At 64.9% G+C, this 19,823-nt stretch carries 15 protein-coding genes and 3 pseudogenes; 4 read left to right on the top strand and 14 right to left on the bottom strand.

Annotated elements, in window-relative coordinates:
• Positions 1–2 precede the first annotated feature (2 nt).
• From EKK97_RS07480 to EKK97_RS07435, 10 genes and pseudogenes are all read right to left on the bottom strand, one after another.
• Positions 3–1,478 (bottom strand): mannitol dehydrogenase family protein, encoded by a 1,476-nt coding sequence (locus tag EKK97_RS07480; RefSeq protein ID WP_159550795.1) that lies wholly within the window; start codon positions 1,476–1,478, stop codon positions 3–5.
• Positions 1,479–1,543: 65 nt separating this feature from the next.
• Positions 1,544–2,167, bottom strand: a complete 624-nt coding sequence (locus EKK97_RS07475; protein WP_159550793.1) for a nucleoside triphosphate hydrolase — start codon at positions 2,165–2,167, stop codon at positions 1,544–1,546.
• A gap of 79 nt (positions 2,168–2,246) precedes the next feature.
• Positions 2,247–3,029 (bottom strand): L-iditol 2-dehydrogenase, encoded by a 783-nt coding sequence (locus EKK97_RS07470; protein WP_159550791.1) that lies wholly within the window; start codon positions 3,027–3,029, stop codon positions 2,247–2,249.
• Positions 3,026–3,745: an HAD family hydrolase gene (locus EKK97_RS07465; RefSeq protein WP_159550789.1), complete on the bottom strand. Its 720-nt coding sequence runs from the start codon at positions 3,743–3,745 to the stop codon at positions 3,026–3,028. Before EKK97_RS07465 ends, EKK97_RS07470 begins: the two co-directional genes overlap by 4 nt.
• Positions 3,746–3,756: 11 nt before the next feature.
• Complete coding sequence (locus EKK97_RS07460) at positions 3,757–4,899, bottom strand: ABC transporter ATP-binding protein (RefSeq protein WP_159550787.1); 1,143 nt, start codon at positions 4,897–4,899, stop codon at positions 3,757–3,759.
• 12 nt (positions 4,900–4,911) lie between these two features.
• Positions 4,912–5,822 (bottom strand): annotated as a pseudogene (locus EKK97_RS07455) (carbohydrate ABC transporter permease).
• Positions 5,823–5,837: 15 nt separating this feature from the next.
• The gene (locus EKK97_RS07450) at positions 5,838–6,728 is read right to left on the bottom strand and encodes a carbohydrate ABC transporter permease (RefSeq protein WP_159550785.1); all 891 of its coding nucleotides are present in this window, start codon (positions 6,726–6,728) and stop codon (positions 5,838–5,840) included.
• Between the two features lie 66 nt (positions 6,729–6,794).
• Positions 6,795–8,104 (bottom strand): annotated as a pseudogene (locus tag EKK97_RS07445) (ABC transporter substrate-binding protein).
• Positions 8,105–8,288: 184 nt separating this feature from the next.
• Entirely contained in the window at positions 8,289–9,242 is a 954-nt protein-coding gene (locus tag EKK97_RS07440) for a sugar-binding transcriptional regulator (RefSeq protein WP_159555720.1), read from the bottom strand.
• Between the two features lie 44 nt (positions 9,243–9,286).
• Complete coding sequence (locus EKK97_RS07435; protein ID WP_159550783.1) at positions 9,287–9,844, bottom strand: NUDIX hydrolase; 558 nt, start codon at positions 9,842–9,844, stop codon at positions 9,287–9,289.
• Between the two features lie 70 nt (positions 9,845–9,914).
• On the opposite strand from EKK97_RS07435, the gene EKK97_RS07430 reads away from it, so the two are divergent.
• From EKK97_RS07430 to EKK97_RS07415, 4 genes are read left to right on the top strand one after another with little or no spacing between them, the layout of a single operon-like run.
• Entirely contained in the window at positions 9,915–10,559 is a 645-nt protein-coding gene (locus EKK97_RS07430) for a CoA pyrophosphatase (protein WP_159550781.1), read from the top strand.
• Positions 10,560–10,588: 29 nt separating this feature from the next.
• Positions 10,589–11,248, top strand: coding sequence for a 2OG-Fe(II) oxygenase (locus EKK97_RS07425; RefSeq protein WP_159550779.1), 660 nt, complete (start codon positions 10,589–10,591; stop codon positions 11,246–11,248).
• Positions 11,248–12,828 carry a PAS domain S-box protein gene (locus tag EKK97_RS07420; protein ID WP_159550777.1) on the top strand — a complete coding sequence of 527 codons (1,581 nt, stop codon included), beginning with the start codon at positions 11,248–11,250 and terminating at the stop codon, positions 12,826–12,828. Before EKK97_RS07425 ends, EKK97_RS07420 begins: the two co-directional genes overlap by 1 nt.
• Positions 12,825–13,457, top strand: coding sequence for a response regulator transcription factor (locus EKK97_RS07415; protein WP_159550775.1), 633 nt, complete (start codon positions 12,825–12,827; stop codon positions 13,455–13,457). The genes EKK97_RS07420 and EKK97_RS07415 overlap by 4 nt, the downstream gene beginning before the upstream one ends.
• A gap of 59 nt (positions 13,458–13,516) precedes the next feature.
• Here the strand turns inward: EKK97_RS07415 and EKK97_RS07410 are convergent, their stop codons facing one another.
• The 4 genes and pseudogenes from EKK97_RS07410 to EKK97_RS07395 all read right to left on the bottom strand — a co-directional run bounded on the left by EKK97_RS07410 (position 13,517) and on the right by EKK97_RS07395 (position 19,736).
• Positions 13,517–13,849 carry a copper-binding protein gene (locus EKK97_RS07410; protein ID WP_159550773.1) on the bottom strand — a complete coding sequence of 111 codons (333 nt, stop codon included), beginning with the start codon at positions 13,847–13,849 and terminating at the stop codon, positions 13,517–13,519.
• 154 nt (positions 13,850–14,003) lie between these two features.
• Positions 14,004–16,975 (bottom strand): annotated as a pseudogene (locus EKK97_RS07405) (efflux RND transporter permease subunit); the annotation flags it as partial.
• Positions 16,976–17,040: 65 nt separating this feature from the next.
• Complete coding sequence (locus tag EKK97_RS07400; protein ID WP_159550771.1) at positions 17,041–18,498, bottom strand: efflux RND transporter periplasmic adaptor subunit; 1,458 nt, start codon at positions 18,496–18,498, stop codon at positions 17,041–17,043.
• A complete protein-coding gene (locus EKK97_RS07395; protein ID WP_159550769.1) occupies positions 18,495–19,736 on the bottom strand; it encodes a TolC family protein in 1,242 nt (413 codons plus the stop codon). Before EKK97_RS07395 ends, EKK97_RS07400 begins: the two co-directional genes overlap by 4 nt.
• Between the last annotated feature and the right edge of the window lie 87 nt (positions 19,737–19,823).

The following is a 19,823-nucleotide window of genomic DNA, read 5'->3' as shown; positions in this document are numbered from 1 at the left end:
CCTCACTCCCCGATCAGGGTTTCAAGGGTAGCGCGCGCACCGCGTTCTTGCAGGCTCTCGAGCGTCGTCAGGTAAGCGTCGCGGAAGCGCTCGTGCTCGATCAGGTCGCCGAACAGCTCGCGGTTGTCGATGAAAGCGGTGGGCCGCGTGCGATTCTCGGCGGCCAGGGCCATCAGTTGGTCCTTGAGGCGGTCGACCACCGCAATCGGTTCGCCCTGCTCATCGACACCCTCGGCGTAGCGCGCCCAGCTCGCCACCACTGCGGCGCTGCGTCGGATCTCGCCGCCTGCCTCGAGCTGCTCGCGAATCACCGGCACCAGCCACTTGGGAATCCGATCGGAGCTTTCGGCGCACAGCCGTGCCAGGGTGTCCTTGATCTCGGGGTTGGCGAAGCGCTCGATCAGGGTCTGGCGGTACTGTTCGAGATCCACCCCCGGCACCGGCGCCAGCGTCGGGCTGCCCTCGTGGCGCATGTAGCCGAGCAGGAAGTCGACGAACAGTGGATCGCGGCACACCTCGTGAGCATAGCGATAGCCCGCCAGGGTGCCGAAATAGCACAGCGCCTGGTGACTGGCATTGAGCAGGCGCAGCTTCATCAGCTCATAGGGCACCACGTCCTCGACCAGTTGCACACCGACCTGCTCGAGGGCGGGCCGGCCGCAGGCGAAATGATCCTCCAGTACCCATTGGGTAAAGGGCTCGCACACCACCGGCCAGGCATCCTCGACGCCGAACTCGCTGGCCAGCTCGGCGATGTCGTCCGCCTGGGTGACCGGCGTAATGCGATCGACCATGGCATTGGGGAAAGCCACCTCTGTTTCCATCCACTCGCCCAGCGCCGGGTCGCGGGCTCGGGCGAAGGCGGCGAACATGCGCCTGGCCACCTCACCGTTGCCCTGGATGTTGTCGCAGGACATGATCGTGAACGGCGCCAGGCCGCGCTCGCGCCGCCGCACCAGGGCCTCGACCACCAGGCCAAATACGGTACGCGAGGCCTCAGGGTTGTCCAGGTCGTGCTGGACGTCGCGGTTGTCGATGTCGAACTCGCCGCTGACGGGATGGAAGTTGTAGCCCCCTTCGGTGACGGTCAGCGAGACGATGCGAATGGCGGGATCGACCATGCGCTCGATGGCCGCCTCGGGGTCGTCCGGGGCGAACAGGTAGTCGAGCATGGCGCCGATCACCCGCGGCTCACGTTCACCGCTGGGGTGTTTCACCACCAACGTATAAAGGTGGTCCTGGGCGGAAAGTGCCTGCTGCATGCGCCGGTCGCCCGACAGCAAGCCAACGCCGACGATACCCCAGTCAAGCGCCTCGCCGCGGTTCATCAGTTCGTCGAAGTACATGGCCTGGTGAGCGCGATGGAAACCGCCGACGCCGATATGGACGATACCCGGCGTCACCTCACGGCGGTCATAACGCGGCACGGCGATGCGCGGGTCGAGTCGTTGAAGCGTGGCGTTGCTGAGAGCAGGCATAGGGGCACTCCTTGCCGCAAGCGGCAATGAACGAAAAATGGGTGGCGGCCCGAGCGAGTCGCGGGTCAGCGCCAGTAGAGGTCCGGTGCGATGGACTCGCGCTTGATCAGTCGGGCATTGAGCATGTCCTTGTTTCGCGCCTTGTCGACGGCGCCCTGCTGGTCCTGGCCCATCCCCAGCCAGCGCTGGATCAGGCGCGCCTCGAGCACTTCGTCGGCCACCTCGAGCAGCAGGGTCATGTCGAACAGCGGGTGGAGTTCGCGCCATGGGTCGCGGTCGAGCAGCAGGTAGTTGCCCTCGACGATGACGATGCGATGCTCGAGGGTGATCAGGCGTCCGCCGGCCCGGGCCAGGTCCAGCGGGCGGTCGAACACCGGCACCGCCACGCTCCTGTCGGCGCGACGAATGCGCTCCAGGTCATGCTTGAGGCCATCGGGGTCGAAGGTCTCCGGGGCGCCCTTGATCGGCAGCTGCCCCAGCGGCTCGAGAATGGCGTTGTCGAGGTGATAGCCGTCCATCGGCACTACCGCGGCAATGCCGGGCACCCGCTCGTTGAGCTCACGGCACAGCCACTCGGAGAGGAACGACTTGCCCGCCCCCGGCGGCCCGGCCAGGGCGACGATGAAGCGCTGCCGGTTCTCCGCAGCCTCCAATAAACGCACCGCCATATCGTGAATGTTTGGATTCATTGTTGTTTCCTATTCAACGCGCAGGCATTAGGCGTGTTCGAAAAGGCAGCGAGCGAGCGCAGCCAGTTTTCGAATGCGCCTAGCTCATCCAGTTGCCTCCATCGACGTTCAAGGTTTGTGCTACGACATATTCGCTGTCGTCCGACGCGAGGAATACTGCCGCGCCGGCGTGATCCTCCGGTTTGCCCATGCGCCCATAGGGCACCGCCTCGCCGACCAGGCGCTTCTTCTCGCCCAATGGGCGATTCTCAAAGCGGGCGAACAGCGCATCGACTTCGTCCCACATCGGCGTGTCGACCACCCCCGGGGCGATGCCGTTGACCCGGATGCCGTAGCGAATCAGGTCGAGTGCACACGACTGGGTCAGGCTGATCACCGCGGCCTTGGTGGCACAGTAAGTGCTCACCAACGCCTCGCCGCGGCGCCCCGCCTGGGAGGCCATGTTGATGATCGCCCCGCCCTCGCCGCGAGCCACCATGTGCCGGGCCACCGCCTGAAGGGTGAAGAACAGGCCCTTGGTGTTGACGGCGAACTGGCGGTCGAAGCTGGCTTCACTGACCTCGAGTACCGGGGCCATGTCGAATACCGCGGCGTTGTTGACCAAGATATCGATGGCACCGAGATGCTGGGTGACCGCCTGGACCATCGCCTGGATGGAGTCGACGTCGCAGACATCCAGGCGCACGCCCATCACGCGCTCGGCGCCCAGCGGACGCAGGCCGGCCACAGCTTCCTCCACCGCCGCCACGTCGATATCGGCCACGGCGACCCGTGCGCCCTCGGCGAGATAGCGCTCGGCGATGGCCAGGCCGATGCCGCGCGCGCCGCCGGTGATTACCGCCACCTTGTCCTGCAGTTTCATCTCGGGTTTTCCTCGTTGGTTTCGTTGGTGGCCACCTTCGCGCCGGTGCGCCGTTGCTCGCGCCACTGCTGGATCAATGCCTCCAGACCGTGCATGGCCGGCAGGACCCGCCACGCCCCGGCCTGATGCAACCGCTCGGCGTGCCCCGCCTCGATATGGCTGGCGCCGGTGAAGCCGATCACCGTCATGCCGGCGGCATGGGCCGCCGTCACGCCGGAAACGCTGTCCTCGACCACCAGGCAGTCGCCCGGCGCCCGGCCCAACCGTCGCGCCGCCAGCAGGTAGAGGTCGGGGGCTGGCTTGGGTCGTTCGACTTCATCGGCGGTGAACAGCGGCACCTCGCCCAGCCGGGCGTCGAGTCCGGTGACGGCCAGCGAGGCCAGCACCCGCCGGCGACGGCTGTTGGAGACGATGGCCAGCGGCAGCTCGATCCGCGCCAGCGTTTCCGCCACCCCCTCGACGGCACTCAGCTCCTCGGCCAGTCGCGCCTCGATGGCACCATCGATGCGCTCCAGCGCATCCGCCGGCAGCCGATGCATGCTCTGCCGCTCCAGCTGCGCGAGGATCGCCGCGGTGGTCATGCCCAGCGCCTGGCGTAAGGCGACGTCCTCGGGGATGTCCGGCAGCAGCTGGCCAAGCTGCTGTACCAGCGTGGCCTCGGCGACGATCTCGCTGTCCACCAGCACGCCGTCGCAGTCGAAGATCAGTGTCTCCATGCCCGCCCCGCTCATTGGCCGCCCGCCACTGACGGGGCGCGATTGTCCTGGCGGTTGAGCCCGGCCAGGGGATGGCGCGCCAGGCTGGGCAGGGCCAGGTCCTCGACATCGAAGAGATGGGCGCAGGCGCGGTCGAAGCCGAAGTGCAGGGTATCACCGACCCGGTTCTCGACGTTGCCGTCGGCGCTCACGGTGATCAGGGTGTCCTGCATGCGCACGTAGAGCGAGGTCACTCCGCCGAGACGCTCGATCACCTCGATGCGCCCCGAGAGCGGCCCCTGCGGGTCGAGTTCGAGGTGTTCGGGACGAATGCCCAGGGTCAGGGCGTCGTCACGAAGGCTGCTGCCGTCGACCGGCACCGTGCAGGTCTCCCCGCCGGGCAGGCGCACCTCGACGCCCGTGGGGCTGGCGCTCACCCGCTCCACCGCCAGGAAGTTCATCTTTGGCGAACCGATGAAACCGGCCACGAAGCGGTTGCGCGGATGGTGGTAAAGCTCCATCGGCGAGCCCACCTGCTCGACCACGCCGCCTTGCAGCACGACGATCTTGTCGGCCATGGTCATGGCCTCGATCTGGTCGTGAGTGACGTAGATCATGGTGGCATCAAGCTCCTCGTGCAGGCGCGCCAGCTCGATGCGCATCTGCACCCGCAGCGCCGCGTCGAGGTTGGAGAGCGGCTCGTCGAACAGGAAGATGCTGGGGTTGCGCACGATGGCGCGACCGATGGCCACGCGCTGGCGCTGCCCGCCGGAGAGCGCCTTGGGCTTGCGTTCGAGCAGCGGCTCGAGCTGCAGGATCGAGGCCGCCTCGCGCACCTTGCGCCGACGCTCCTCCTTGGGCACCCCGGCGAGCTTCAGGCTGAAGCCCATGTTGTCTTCGACGGTCATGTGCGGGTAGAGCGCGTAGCTCTGGAACACCATCGCCAGGCCGCGCTCGGCGGGGCCGACCTCGTTGATGCGCCTGCCGTCGATCAGGATATCGCCGCTGGTGGCGTTCTCGAGGCCGGCGATCATGCGCAGCAGGGTCGACTTGCCGCAGCCGGAGGGGCCGACGAAGACCACGAACTCGCGGTCGTTGACCTCCAGGTCGACGCCCTTGATCACCTCGGTGCCTTCGAAGCGCTTGACGATGTTGTGAAGTTGTAGCGTTGCCATGGAAATACCTCGTTACTTGACGGCGCCGAAGGTGAGGCCGCGTACCATCTGTTTCTGGGTGAGCCAGCCGAATACCAGGATCGGGCGATGGCCATGGTGGAGGCGGCGGAAAGCTTGGCCCAGAACAGCCCCTCGGGGCTCGAGAACGACGCGATGTAGGCGGTGAGCGGCGCGGCGTTGGAGGAGGTCAGGTTGAGACTCCAGAACGCCTCGTTCCAGCTCAGGATGACCGACAGCAACCCGGTGGAGGCGATGCCCGGCAGGGTCAGCGGCAGCAGCAGGTAGAGCACTTCCTGCAGCGTACTGGCGCCGTCCATGCGCCCCGCCTCGAGGATGTCCCGCGGCAGGTCCTTGAAGAAGGTGTAGAGCATCCACACCACGATCGGCAGGTTCATCAGGGTGTAGACGATGATCAGCCCGGTGCGCGTATCGAGCAGTCCGAAGTCGCGAAAGATCAGGTAGATCGGTACCAGTACGCCCACCGGCGGCAGCATCTTGGTGGAGAGCATCCACAGCAGCGTGCCCTTGGTGCGCTTGGTGGGCAGGAAGGCCATGGCGTAGGCCGAGGGGATGGCGATGGCCAGCGCCAGCAGGGTCGAGCCGAAGGCCACCACCACGCTGTTGAGGGCGAACTTGAAGTAGTCGGCCCGGGCCTGCACGGCGACGTAGCTCTCCAGCGTCGGCGTGAAGATCAGGCTGGGATCGGCGATCGCCTCGGCTTCGCTCTTGAAGCCGGTCAGCACCATCCACAGGATGGGGAAGAAGATGAGCAGTGCGATCCCCCAGCCCAGCAGCGTGAGCCAGACCCGCCGTGCTCCGGCGCTGGGCACCAACGGCGTGTGCCGGGCCCGCGCTTCGCTGGCTGGCGCAGTGGCCAGGTGTCCCTCGGCCGGCAGGGCCTGCTTGGTCTTGAGTGTCGTCATGAGCGGCTCCTCGCCTCAGCTTTCCAGGTTCCTGGCCACCAGCCGGACCAGGAAGATGGCGACGATGTTGGCCAGGATGATGGCGACCACCCCGCCGGCGGAGGCCAGGCCGACGTCGAAGTCGAGCAGTGCCTGGATGTAGATCAGGAAGGCCAGGTTGGTGGTGGCGAGCCCCGGTCCACCGGAGGTGGTGACGTAGATTTCGGCGAAGATCGTCAGCAGGAAGATCATCTCGATCATGATCACCACGCTGATGGCACGCTTGAGGTGCGGCAGGGTGATGTAGAAGAAGATGGCTAGCGGCCCCGCCCCATCCATGCGCGCCGCCTCGACCTGGTCCTCGTCGAGCGACTGCATGGCAGTGAGCAGGATCAGCAGCGCGAACGGCAGCCACTGCCAGGCCACGATGATGATGATCGAGGTCAGCGGCAGCGACGAAAACCAGTCCACCGCCGGCAGGCCGAACACCCCGGCGAGCCATGCCAGCACCCCATTGGAGGGGTGCATCATCATGTTCTTCCACACCAGCGCACTGACCGTGGGCATGACGAAGAACGGCGAGATGGCCAGCACCCGGGCGATGCCGCGGCCGGGAAACTCCTGCTGGAACAGCACGGCCAGCAGCACACCGCCGCCCACAGTGATCACCAGCACCGAGCCCACCAGCAGCAGGGTGTTGCCCATGGCCCGCCACAGCGCCGGGTCGGTGAACAGGAACTCATAGTTCTCCAGGCCGGCGAAGCTTTCCATGCCAGGCATCAGCAGGTTGTAGCGCTGCAGCGAGAACCAGACGGTCATGCCCAGCGGGACCAGCATCCACAGTAGTAGCAGCGTGACCGCAGGGGCCTGCAGCGACAGCGAGCGCAGGCCACCGACGGTTCGCCCGGAGGCGCGTGTCTTGCTCATAGCATCACCATGAAACGTCAGGGGTGGCCGCCGGGGCAGTGCCCCGGCGTGGTGGAGTGCAGTGGATCAGTAGCCGGCGCGCTGCATGGTACGCGCGGTGGCGCGTTGGGCGTTCTGCAGCGCCTGCTCGACGCTGGTATCGCCGGTCAGCGCCGAGGCGATGGTCTGGCCCACCTGGGTGCCGATCGACTGGAACTCAGGTATGCCGACGAACTGCACGCCGACGTAGGGACTCGGCTCCAGCGTCGAGTCGGTCGGATCGGCACTATTGATCGCATCGAGCACGAAGCTGGCGAAGGGCGCCTCCTGCTGGTAGTTCTCGTTGGCATAGGTCGACTCACGGGTGCCAGGCGGCACACTGGTCCAGCCCTGTGTCTCGCCGACCAGTTCGATGTACTCCTGCGAGGTGGCCCAGGTCAGGAAGGTCTGGGCGGCTTCCTGCTTCTCCGAGGAAGCGGGGATGGCCAGTGCCCACGACCACAGCCAGTGCGCCCCCTTGGGCGTCTCGGCTACCGGCGCCGGAGCGAAGCCGAGGCGATCGGCTACCTGCGACTCGGCCGGGTTGTAGAGCTTGCCCGCCGCCGAGGTGGCGTCGACCCACATGGCACAGTTGCCGCGCGAGAACAGCGCCAGGTTCTCGTTGAAGCCGTTGGAGCTGGCACCCGGCGGACCGTAGTTGCCGAGCAGGTCGACGTAGAAACCGATCGCCTCCTGCCAGGCCGGCGAATCGAGCTCGGGGTTCCACTCCTCGTCGAACCAGCGCCCGCCGAAGGTATTCACCAGGGTGGAAACGAAGGCCATGTTCTCACCCCACCCCGGCTTGCCGCGCAGGCAGATACCGGCCAGCTGGTTGCTGGGATCGTGCAGCTCGGCGGCCCATTCGCGCACCTGCTCCCAGCTCGGCTGGTCGGGCATCTCGATGCCGGCCTCCTCGAACAGGTCGGTGCGGTAGTAGAGCATCGAACTCTCGGCGTAGAACGGCAGCGCGTAGAGCGAGCCTTCATGACTCAGGCCGTCGCGCACCGGCTTGAGCAGATCGTCCTCCCGATACGCCTCGGGCAGATCGTCGAGGGCGACCAGCCAGCCGCGCTCGGCCAGATCGGCGCCTCGTAGGTGCCGATGGTCAGCACGTCGAACTGACCGCCGTCGGTGGCGATGTCGGTGGTCAGGCGCTGACGCAGCACGTTCTCCTCCAGCACCACCCAGTTGACCTCGATATCCGGGTTGGCTTCCTCGAAGGCCTCGGTCAGGCTCTGCATGATGACCATGTCGTTGTTGTTGACCGTGGCCACGGTGATGGTCTCGGCCTGGGCCGTGCTGGCGACGGCAACGGCAGCGGCCAGGCTGGCCAGGGGAAAGGCGTGAGCGAGCTTCATGTCGTGCTCCTGTGTGCTGGGCTTGCCCCGCAGGGGCGTTGTTGTTGGAAGCCGGGTTATTGTTTTGAACAATTACTCAGTCATCGATCAAATGATCGGACACGAAGCGCAAAAAGGCAAAGACGACGCCTTTAGACTTTAGGCTATATAGAGTAAATGCCTGGCTAACTTGCGTTTCGAGGAACTAGCATTCGTTCTCGAGAATGTAGCGGGCAGCGCTCTCGTCGGTGATGAGCCCCTTGAGCCAACCGCCACGCAGCGCGGCAAGAATGGCCGGGCCCTTGTCGCGTCCGCCGGCCAATGCCACCAGGGTCTGATCGCGGAACATCGCAAGCGGCAGGCTGGTCACACGCCGGGTGATGGAACACTCGATGACGGTGCCGTTGCGGTCGAGCGGCCAACCGAGCAGCTCACCCACGGCCTGACGCGAGAGCAGCTCATCGAGTTCGGCCTCACTGATGAAGTGGTCCTGGAACAGGGTCGCCTGGCGGTCGATGCGACCCACGCCGATATAGGCCGCCTCGGCATCCTTGGCAACCTCGACGATGGCCTGGAACAGGCGCTGGCCGAGCATCGCCTCCTTCTCCTCCACCGAGCCGGCCACCACCGGCGCCGGCAGCAGGAAACGCTCCCCGCCGGTCTTGTCGGCCAGTACCATCACCCCGTCGTAGCGGTTGGCGGAACCGTCGCGGGCAACGTTGCCCACCAGCGAGACGAAGCGGTGCTGGGGACGCTCGATACGGCTGAGCGCCTCCACCGTGGCGCGTATCGAGCGCCCAGTGCCCAATGACAGGGTCAAGGGTTCGGAGCGTTCGATCAGCCGGGCCAGACGCTCCGCTCCCGCCACGGCCAGGTAGTGGGCGCTGCTTTCGGGGGCTTCCGGGTCGGCCGGCACCACGTCGCAGAATTCGAGTCCGAAGCGCTGGAGGATGGCATCCGACATCACCATGCAGTTGGTCAGCGGATGGTCGATATGGACCTTGACCAACCCCTCCTGACGGGCCAGGGCCAGCAGCCGCTGCACGCCGGGGCGCGACACCCCGAGCTGGTTGGCAATCTCGTCCTGGGTCCGCCCCCCTACGTAGGAGAGCCAGGCCGCACGCGCCGCCTGGTCCAGCTTCAGCTCGAACTTGTCCACGTTACCCGCTCCTTCTCGCTTGCTCATCAGGCCGACCCCTTCTATCACGCAGAGCCGAAGTAACGCTCGCGATCCTCGGCGGTGATGTCGCTGATGTGCAGCGGGTAGTGATCGTTGTCACGATCAGCGTAAAAATGACGCAAGGTGCGCTCGATGGTGGGAAAGGCCAGCTCGTCCCAAGGGATCTCATGCTCCTCGAACAGCGCCACCTCCAGGCTTTCCGGTCCGGCCGAAAAACTGCCCGTGAGCTTGGCCCGGAAGATCATGTAGACCTGGTTGATATGTGGCAGGTTGATCAGGGTATAGAGGCCGTGAATGTCCACCTCGGCACAGGCTTCCTCGCGGGTTTCGCGGGCGGCAGCCTCGACGGTGGTCTCGGCGTTCTCCATGAATCCCGCCGGCAGGGTCCAAAAGCCCTTGCGCGGGGAGATCGCCCGGCGGCAGAGCAGGATACGCGACCCGCTCACCGGCAGCGTGCCCGCCACGATGCGTGGGTTCTGGTAATGGATCGAGCCGCAGGCATCGCACAGGTACCTGGGCCGGTCGTCCCCTGCCGGGATCGCGAAGCGCACGGGTTGGCCACAGTGGCTGCAGAAGTTCATGGGTCTCCCTGGCAGGCTTGACGTCGGCGAAGGCCCCCGGGTAGAAGGAACCAAAGCCGATGGAAACTCCATGTTAGAGAAACTTCGCCAGCGCCTGCAAGCGCACGCTCCGCGCCGCATGCGCCTCGACATGCCCCAGGCCGCGGTCTTGATGCCGATCGTCGACCGCCCCGAACCGACGCTGCTATTCACCCGGCGGGCGGGCCACCTCAATACCCACAGCGGCCAAGTGGCGTTCCCCGGCGGCAAGCGCGAAGAGACCGACCGCGACCTGCTGTTCACCGCCCTGCGCGAATCCCACGAAGAAATCGCCCTGCCGCCGGATCGGGTCGAGCTGCTCGGCCGACTGTCGGACGTGATCTCGCTGCACGGCATTCTGGTCACGCCCTACGTGGGCCTGATCCCTCCCGATCTGCCGCTCGTGCCCGACCCCGATGAACTCGACGCCATCTTCGAGGTGCCGCTCGAACTGTTCCTCGAGGACCGGCGCCACCACACCGACGTGATCCCGGTGAACGGTCGCCCTCACTACGTGCCCAGCTACCATACCCAGGGCCAGGTGATCTGGGGCCTCTCGGCGATGATGCTGGTGGAACTGCTGGCGGAGGGGTTCGAGCGCCCCATCAGTCTGTTCGATGAGCCACCCAGCGGTCGGCTATGCTATTTTCCCGAACGCCTGCTGCGCAGCTCGAAAACCGAGACGCGCCTTTCCTGAATGCCTGCCCCGGAGGTCCTGCCTCGTCCATGTCGCTGCTCACCCGACCGGCCTTCGCGGCCAGTGCCCTGCCTCAGTTGGTCGACGCCCTGGTGGAACAGGGCTGGTTCATCGGCGAAGGCTTTCTCGACGCAGAGCTGTGCCATGACCTGCACCGGGAGCTGATGGAGATGGCCGAGCGCGAGGCGCTGGCCGTGGCCGGCATCGGCCGCGGCGACGAACACCAGCTGCGCCGCGACATTCGCGGTGATGCCATCCGCTGGCTCGACCGCGAGAGCCTGGCCCAGCGCCGCTATCTCGAGGCCATGGGCGAGCTGCAGCGCGAACTGAACCAGGCACTGTACCTGGGGCTGTTCGAATACGAGGCCCACTTCGCCCACTACCCGCCCGGCGCTTTCTACAAGAAACACCTGGACAGCTTCCGCGGCCGCGCCAACCGGGTGGTTTCCACGGTGGGCTATCTCAACCCCGACTGGCCGGCGGACGGCGGCGGCGAGATGGCGATCTTCGCCGCCGACGACCCCGAGCGGGAAGTGGCCCGGGTACGTCCCGAGGCCGGCAACTTCGCCTGCTTTCTCTCCGAAAACGTGCCCCATGAGGTGCTGCCGACCCGCCTACCGCGGGCCAGCATCGCCGGTTGGTTCCGGCGCAATGCCTCGCTGGGTGGCCTGGTGGACCCGGCACGCTGATGGCAAGCGATAGAGAGACGCTGCGCGCACGGCTGGCCGAGCTCGAAGCCCGCAATGCCGAGCTCGAAGCCAAGGTCCTCGAACTCGACGAGGAGAAACGCCACTACCAATGGCTGGCGGAGAGCACCACCGATCTGATCTCACGCCACGCCCGAGACGGCACCTTCCTCTACGCCTCTCAGGCCGCCCGCGACCTGCTCGGCTACGAGCCCGAGGAGCTGATCGGCGTCTCGGCCTACGACCTCTTCCACCCTTCCGACCTCGCCGACCTGCTCAACAAGTCGCCCCGGGTCTATTACCACGACGGTTTCTACCAACAGACCTATCGTTTTCGCGCCAAGGACGGGCACTACGTGTGGTTCGAGACCACCAGCCGCACCCGTCGCGACCCGGCCAGCGGCGAGCTGATCGACGTGCTCTGCGTCTCCCGCGATGTGGGGCGGCGCATTCGCGCCGAGGCCAACCGCGAGCGCCTGGCACGAGTGGTGGAATCGACCACCGACTACGTGCTGTTCTGCGACGGCGACGAGCGGCTGTTCTACTCCAACGAGGCGGCGCGACGCTTGCTGGGCCTGCCGCGCGAAGGGCTCGGCGCCCGGCTCGAGCAGGCCTATACGCCGGGCTCGCTTACCATCCTGCGTGAGATCGTGCTGCCCGCCGTGGCCCGCTACGGCTCCTGGAGCGGAGAGCTGGAGATGCCTGGGCCCCAGGGAGCGGTACCGGTACTCAGCGTGGTGCTGGCCCACCGCGGCCCGGGCGCCGAACCCGACCACCTCTCCCTGCTCAACCGCGACATCGGGCTGCGCAAGGCCGCCGAGGCCCAGGCGCGGCGTCACCAGGAGCAGATCGCCCACGCCAACCGCCTGGCTACCACCGGCGAGCTGGCCTCCAACATCGCCCACGAACTGAACCAGCCGCTGGGTGCCATCGCCAACTACGCCAGCGGTGCGCTGATGCAGCTACGTACCGACCCGGGACGCCCAGCCAGCGACCTGACCCTGCCGCTCACGCGCATTGACGAGCAGGTGCAACGTCTGGCGCAGCGCCTGCGCCATATTCGCGCTTTCGTGCGCAAGGGCCAGACCCGGCCACGCCCGGTCGTGCTGCTCGACGTGGTCGACGCCGCCTGTCGCCTGTGCGAATGGCAGTACCAGCAGGCTGGCATTGCCCTCGAGCATGAGCTGGCGGAAGCACTACCGCGCGTCCAGGCCGACCCCATCGCCCTGGAGCAGGTGCTGGTCAATTTGCTGCTCAACGCGCTGGAGGCGAGCCGCGAGCAACCCGGAGCGACACGGGTGGAGGTCCACGCACACCAGAGCGGCCCCCGCGAGGTCACCTTCAGCGTCAGCGACCAGGGCCCTGGTGTCACGGACGACGAAGCCCAGGCCATCTTCTCTCCTTTCCATTCCAGCCGCCCGGAGGGGCTGGGCATGGGGCTCGCCATCAGTCGCTCGCTGATGGAGGCCATGGGCGGCAGCCTGGAACTGGCCGACGGTTCCGGGGGCGCCATCTTTACCGGTACACTGCTGAGCGAAGCGAACCCCATCCATCGCAGCGTATCACCCCGGAGCCAGCCGTGACCGAGCCTACCCGCGCCCCCTGTATCGCCGTGGTCGACGACGACGAGGCGCTGCGCGACTCACTGGCCTGGCTGCTCGATTCCGTGGGGCTGACCACCCTCGCCTTCGCCGACGGCGAGGCATTTCTTGCCGCTGCGCCCGAGAGTTTCGATGCCGTACTGCTGGACGTACGCATGCCGGGGCTCTCCGGCCTGCAGGTACAGCAGCGGCTAAACGAGCGCGGCGACACCGCACCGGTGATCTTCATGACCGGTCACGGCGACGTGCCCATGGCCGTCGCCGCGCTCAAGTCCGGTGCCTTCGACTTCATCGAGAAGCCATTCAATCACCAGCAGCTGATCGATGCCGTACAGCAGGCGCTCGCCGAGCACCAGCGGCTGCGCTCGCTGCGCCAGCGTCTCGATGCCCTGCAGCAGCGCTTCGATGCCCTGCGCCCCAAGGAGCGACAGATTCTCGTGCATGTGGCCGAGGGCATGACCAGCCGCGAGATCGCCGAGCATCTCGATGTCAGCGCCAAGACGGTGGAGGTCTACCGGCTGCGGGGCATGAAGGCGCTGGGCGCCGGTAACCTGGCCGAGCTGGTACGCATCTGCGTGGCACTGGGCCTGGTCGAGCCATTGCCGGAATGATGCAAGCCGCTCTCCGAGGAGAGCGGCCGCCAGCCCGCTTTCAAGGAAGCGACCCGATCTCAATCGATGATCTCGATAGAGACGATTTCGTAATCGGTCTCGCCGATCTGGCGCAGGACGAAGCTGACACGGTCTTCAGCATCGACAAGCTCGGCCAGTGCAGGGTCTGCCAGCGACATCTCCATGGTCATGGCCGGCCAACGAAGCTCAGCGATCGGCTCGTGAGCCAGTACTACACTACTGCCATCATCAGCCACCGACCGCACGATACCGACGCCCTCCGCCGTGCGCATTTCCTGTTGTGCATGGCCAGCCATGGCACCATGGCCCGCATGCTTGCCATGGCCATGATCGCTACTCGCCATTACAGGAGCTGTCACCATCAGGCCCATTACGACTGCCAGCTGAAGCACACTACTTTTCATATAAAAGGTTTCCTTCGGTTTTGGAGATACTGAGCTCAGCCTCTGATGAGACGGACTCGGGGAAGTTGCGCCGCTGCCATAACCAGTAGAGAACGGGAATGAGCAGCAGCGATACCAGGGGGGCAGAAATCATGCCGCCAACGACAGGAGTAGCAATGCGCTGCATCGCCTCGGAGCCGGGACCGGAATCCAGCAGCAGCGGACTAAGCCCCAGGACTACCGTGAGCGAGGTCATGGCCTTGGGCCGTACGCGCATGACGGCTCCCTCGATGATCGCTTCGCGGAGCTCACCACGAGTGCGGGGCTGGCGCTGTTCCACCGCTCCGCGAACGTACATCAGCATCACCACGGCGAACTCCGCCGCCAGGCCGATCAACAGGATGAAACCCGCCGCCACGGCCACCGAGACGTCGTAGGCCAGCCAATGGAGCAGCCACACGCCACCGACGGCGGCGAAAGGCAGCGATCCCATCAGCATGAAAGTCTCGGCGGCGTTACGGAAGCACAGGTAGAGCAGCAGGAAAATCAGCACGATGGTCACCGGCACCACCCACTGCAGGCGCTCCTTGGCCCGCTCCATGTATTCGTACTGGCCTGACCAGGTCACCGAATACCCGGCCGGCAACGTGACCTGTTCCATCACCCTTTGGCGCGCCTCGGCCACGTAGGTGCCGATATCGCGCCCGCGGATATCGACCACGACCCAGCCGTTGAGGCGTGCATTCTCGGTACGGATCATGGCCGGTCCGTCGACGATGTCGACCTGCGCCAGCGCCTGTAGTGGAAGGAAGGCACCGGTCGACGTGATGACCGGCAGATCCCGCAGGCTCTCCAGCGAGTCGCGCCAATCCTGGGGGTAGCGCAAATTGATGGGATAGCGCTCGAGACCCTCGACGGTTTCGCTGACGTTCATCCCCCGACTGCGGTTTGAATGATGGCCTGCAGGTCACTGACACTGACGCCATGACGCGCTGCGGCACGTCGGTCAATATCCACCTCGACGTAGCGCCCAGCTGCGGTGCGATCGGCATAAGCCGAGGCCGTGCCTGGAACATCATGGAGCACGCGCTCGATCTCACGGCCAATTCGCTCGATTTCTTCCAGGTCGGAGCCGGCCACCTTGATACCTACCGGCGAGCGAATTCCGGTCGAGAGCATGTCGATGCGCGTCTTGATCGGCGGTACCCAAACGTTCGCTACTCCCGGAAAGCTGACCGTCTCGTCCAGTTCGCGGATGATGTCATCCTTGGTCATCCCCTCGCGCCATTGGTCACGCGGTTTGAAACTGATGACGGTTTCCAGCATGCCTATCGGCGCCGGATCGGTAGCGGTATCGGCACGCCCCGCCTTGCCAAATACCCGCTCCACCTCCGGCACCGACATGATCAGACGATTGGTCTGCTGAACGAATTCACGCACCTTGCCAATGGAGACGCCGGGCTCCAGCGACGGCATGTACATCAGATCGCCTTCATCCAGTTGAGGCATGAATTCGCTGCCCAACTTGCCGGCCGGATAAATCACACTGGCAGCCAGCAGCACCGCGGCCACGACGGTCACCCAGGGGTAGCGAAGCAGGGCATCCAGACCGGGACGGTAAATGGCAATCAGCATGCGGCTAAGCGGGTGTGAAGCCTCGGGGCGTATGCGTCCGCGCACCAAGTAGCCCATCAAGACCGGCACCAGAGTGATGCCTAGCCCGGCCGCCGCCGCCATGGCATAGGTACCGGTGAAGGCAAGGGGCTGGAACATGCGTCCTTCCTGCCCCTGAAGCGTGAACAGCGGCAGGAAGCTGACCACGATGATCAATAACGCAAAGAAGATCGGCCGGCCCGTCTCCTTGGCCGCCTCCGCCACGGTATGCCAGCGGTCCTCACCCGGTGGCGCCTTCTCCAGCCGCTTGTGCAGGTTCTCCACCATGACGATGGCGGCATCCACCATGGCGCCAATCGTCACGGCAATACCACCCAGCGACATGATATTGGCGTTGATACCCTTGGCCTGCATGATCATCAGCGCCGCCAGAATACCGATCGGCAGTGCGATGATGGCCACCAGGGCGGAGCGGAAGTGAAGCAGGAAGACGACACATACCAGCGCGATGATGAGGAATTCCTGCAACAGCTTGGCCGTCAGGTTGTCCACCGACTCCTGGATCAGTACCGAACGATCGTAGGTCTCCAGGATCTCGACGCCTTCCGGCAGGCTCGGGCGCAATTCGTCGAGGCGCGCTTTGACACGCTCGATGGTGGCCAGTGCATTCTCACCATGGCGCATGACCACCAAGGCACCCACGACTTCACCTTCGCCATTCAGCTCGGCGATACCACGCCGAGCTGCGGGGCCGATACGGATGTCGGCTACATCTTCGAGCAGCACTGGCGTGCCGTCATTGCCCAGGCCAACGGGCACCAGACGGAGTTCCTCAATGCCGGTCAGATATCCCCGCGAGCGCACCATGTATTCCGCCTCGCTCATCTCGATCACGGAACCGCCCGCTTCACGGTTCGCCCCCGAGATGGCGGAGCGAATCCCCGCCAGGGTCAGGCCGTAGGCTCGCGCCCGATTGGGATCCAGCACCACCTGGTACTGTTTGATCATGCCTCCCAGCGTGGCGACCTCGGAGACACCTGCTACCGACTGCAACTCGTACTTGAGGAACCAATCCTGCAGCGAACGCAGGTCAGCCAGGTCGAGTTCACCACTGCGATCTACCAAGGCGTACTGGTAGACCCAACCGACGCCGGTGGCATCGGGCCCCAAGGCAGGCTGCGCCCCTTCCGGCATGCTGGGTGCCACCTGGCTCAGGTACTCCAGCACTCGAGAGCGCGCCCAGTAGGGATCGGTACCGTCTTCAAACAGCACGTAGACGTAGGAGTCGCCAAACATGGAGAAACCGCGTACGTCCCTCGCCTTGGGCACGGCCAGCATGGCCGTCGATAAAGGGTAAGTGACCTGATCCTCGATGACCTGGGGAGCCTGGCCGGGATAGCTGGTCTTGATGATCACCTGTACGTCGGACAGATCGGGGATCGCATCCAGAGGCATCTGCCGTCCGGAGAAGATCCCCCAGGCGACAAAGATAGCCGTCATGAGAAGCACCAACAGACGATTATGCAATGACCACGCGATGATCCTTTCGATCATGGATCGACTCCTCAGTGGTCGTGAGCCATCGGCTCAATAGCGGTGATTTCGTAGACGAACTCTTCCCGCTCACGCATGCGGAAGCGCATCGCCATATCGTCGTGCAGCCCATCGAGCCCGAGGTCATCGGCTACGGCAAAGTCCATCATCATCGCTGGCCAGCCCAGCAGCGGAATCGGTTCATGATCGACATTCAGCACGCGGGCGTCGTAATCGATGCCAAGCAGGCGTCCCTCGGCCCAAACTTCGTCACCGATCTCTTGCTCTGCTTCTCGCATGCGGTTGAGTTCCGCACTGGCGGACGCCTCGGAGTCGAGCAGAAAGTGGCCGGAGAGAACGACACGTTCTCCTTCCTTGAGGCCTTCGATGATCTCCAGATCGCCGTTGGCACGACGCCCTACCTGTACTTCGCGTGCCTGGAAGCGCCCTTCACCCAGCGCCAGGATGACGCGATCCTGCCGGCCGGTGCGGATCACTGCCTCGGCCGGAAGGTACAGCACGCCCTGAAGCGGGCGGGTGGTCAACTGGACATCGGCGTACATGCCCGGCTTGAGCCGCTCACCGAGATTGTCGAAGGCAAGGCGTACCTGAACGGTTCGAGTCGGGCTGTTCAGGCTCGGATAGATATAATCGATCTTGCCCTCAAGACGCTCGCCGGGACGAAAAGGCAACTTCACGTGAGCGGCGTCGCCTCTCGCCACGGCATCCACCTGATGCTCGAACAGGTCGGCAATCACCCATACCTGCGAGAGGTCCGCAATCGTCATGACCTCTGTGCCCGGCGTGACATACATCCCTTCACGCACGTTGAGCGACTCCACGACACCTCCCTGCCCAGCCCTGACCGAGATCAGTCGGCGCGGCTGTCCGGCCCGCTCGATCTCCGCAATCTCGGCGGCACTGACCCCCAGCGCCCTGAGGCGCTCACGGGCTGGAGCAGCACTGCCACCGCGACGCACAACGTGCAGCAACTCTTCCTGGGCGTTGACCAGTTCCGGCGAGTAGAGGCGGAACAGCAGTTGCCCCTCCTCAACTCGCTCTCCGGTTGTCCTCACGCTGAGATCCTCGATCCACCCCTGGGTACGCAGATGGATGTGGCTAAGTCTCGATTCGTCGTAGTCGACAAAGCCGACCGTTTCGACCAGGCGTACCAGATCGCCGCGAGCCACGGAACCGATACGCACATTGATGTTCTGCTGCACGATGGGACTGATGCTCACCGTACCGGGCAACGCATCGCCGCCACCCACATAGATCGGAATGAAATCCATGCCCATCTCGTCCTTGCGCGGCTCAGGAGAGGTTACGGAGGGGTTATGCGGATGCCGGTAGTAAAGAATCTCTCTCTCCCCATTGGCCGTGCCCCCCGCCACGGCAACATGCCCATGCGAGTCCGGCCAAAAGGTCACGGCAGCGACTCCCGCTGCCGCGCCCATACCAAGCAGGACGATAACCGCCAATGTCTTCATGCGTTTTCTCCCAACACATAGAGCAGATCCACCTGCTCGAGGCGACGCTGTGTGCCGATGCGCACTGCCTCGATGCGCGTTTCCAACTCAGTGAGGCGAGCGCGTACGAGCGAATTGAAATCCGTCGTGCGGTTGCGATACCCATGTTCGGCGGCTTCGGCGTTCTCACGGGCCTGCGGAAGAAGATGCTCCGCATAACGACGCTCACGTTCGTTCAGTTGCTGCCATCTGGCTTGGGTCTCCCCCAGTTGGCGCTGCAACTCGCGGGCCTGCTCATCCCAGGCATACTGGGCGGCTTCACGTCGATGCACGCTGGCCGATAGATCACGATCCTGGCGCTGACGTGTAAAGAGCGGGAGGTCGACCATGACCATCGCCGACATGCGGTCCGGCATGCCCATGCCCCGCTCTGTTGGTGTGCCGTAGGTCAGCTCGACCGTCCACTGCGGCTTGTAGCCTTGACGCGCCAGCTCGACGCCATGGTTGCCGGCATTGATAACGGCCTGTTCGGCACTCAGCAGTGGATGTGCCAGCAACGTCCCCGTCGGCTCGGCCAGCTCGGGCAGCTCGAGGGGCAAGGGGCGCAAGATGGCTTCCTGGCCAACCCAGCGAGCAAGCTGAGCCAGGGCTGCCGCTTCCTGCGCCTGGACGCTCAACACGCGGTCATGCAGTCGGCTCAGCTCCAGCTCGGCGCGCAACAGGTCCTGCTGGTCGGCAAAACCGGAGGCGAATTCGCGTTCGGTTATCTCACGCAAGTCCTCGAACAAGGGTTGGCTCTTCTCCAACACGTCGAGGATGGCGCGCTGTTCGAAGAGCATCAGATACGCACGACGCACGGCACGGACGGCAACCAATTCCGCATTGCTGCTACGCGCCGCTTCTGCCTGAGCCATGGCCGATTCCCGCTCACTGGCCAGTCGGCGGCTGTCCCCTCGTGGAAACGTCTGACGCACTCCAAGGCGAAGTTGGGTCATGGTGTCGTCTTCGAGGGAAAAACCATCCCGGGCCACGTCCATGACTTCCATGATCAGCGCCGGGTCGGGGAGTTGCCTGGCTGAGATGGCTGCCTCGCGGCGAGCCTCAGCCAACTCCTGATAGCGCAGCGTGGCAGGATCATCGCTACGGGCAAGTCGCTCCGCTTCACTGAGCGACAGTATCGGCCCCGACAACGCCGGGAGAGGTAACAAAAACGCTGTGCCCAGCATCACTGCGAGCACCATTGGTAATCGAATTCCCATGAGCTACCCCGCGCTCGCCAGAGCGCTGCTGCAAGAACAGCGCTCCACCATATTTTGAGCCAAGCGTTAATTAAATCACTTGGCATT

This window comes from Billgrantia tianxiuensis (assembly GCF_009834345.1).
GTDB classification, from domain to species: domain Bacteria; phylum Pseudomonadota; class Gammaproteobacteria; order Pseudomonadales; family Halomonadaceae; genus Halomonas; species Halomonas tianxiuensis.
Note: the sequence above shows the minus strand (reverse complement) of the source record. Positions and strands in the feature narration are given on the sequence as shown.

Excerpts from the sequence above, each read along its gene's own strand:
- EKK97_RS07480 (WP_159550795.1), bottom strand. The coding sequence starts at position 1,478 with ATGCCTGCTCTCAGCAACGCCACGCTTCAACGACTCGACCCGCGCATC.
- EKK97_RS07475 (WP_159550793.1), bottom strand. The coding sequence starts at position 2,167 with ATGAATCCAAACATTCACGATATGGCGGTGCGTTTATTGGAGGCTGCG.
- EKK97_RS07470 (WP_159550791.1), bottom strand. The coding sequence starts at position 3,029 with ATGAAACTGCAGGACAAGGTGGCGGTAATCACCGGCGGCGCGCGCGGC.
- EKK97_RS07465 (WP_159550789.1), bottom strand. The coding sequence starts at position 3,745 with ATGGAGACACTGATCTTCGACTGCGACGGCGTGCTGGTGGACAGCGAG.
- EKK97_RS07460 (WP_159550787.1), bottom strand. The coding sequence starts at position 4,899 with ATGGCAACGCTACAACTTCACAACATCGTCAAGCGCTTCGAAGGCACC.
- EKK97_RS07450 (WP_159550785.1), bottom strand. The coding sequence starts at position 6,728 with ATGAGCAAGACACGCGCCTCCGGGCGAACCGTCGGTGGCCTGCGCTCG.
- EKK97_RS07435 (WP_159550783.1), bottom strand. The coding sequence starts at position 9,844 with ATGAACTTCTGCAGCCACTGTGGCCAACCCGTGCGCTTCGCGATCCCG.
- EKK97_RS07430 (WP_159550781.1), top strand. The coding sequence starts at position 9,915 with ATGTTAGAGAAACTTCGCCAGCGCCTGCAAGCGCACGCTCCGCGCCGC.
- EKK97_RS07425 (WP_159550779.1), top strand. The coding sequence starts at position 10,589 with ATGTCGCTGCTCACCCGACCGGCCTTCGCGGCCAGTGCCCTGCCTCAG.
- EKK97_RS07420 (WP_159550777.1), top strand. The coding sequence starts at position 11,248 with ATGGCAAGCGATAGAGAGACGCTGCGCGCACGGCTGGCCGAGCTCGAA.
- EKK97_RS07410 (WP_159550773.1), bottom strand. The coding sequence starts at position 13,849 with ATGGGCCTGATGGTGACAGCTCCTGTAATGGCGAGTAGCGATCATGGC.
- EKK97_RS07400 (WP_159550771.1), bottom strand. The coding sequence starts at position 18,498 with ATGAAGACATTGGCGGTTATCGTCCTGCTTGGTATGGGCGCGGCAGCG.
- EKK97_RS07395 (WP_159550769.1), bottom strand. The coding sequence starts at position 19,736 with ATGGGAATTCGATTACCAATGGTGCTCGCAGTGATGCTGGGCACAGCG.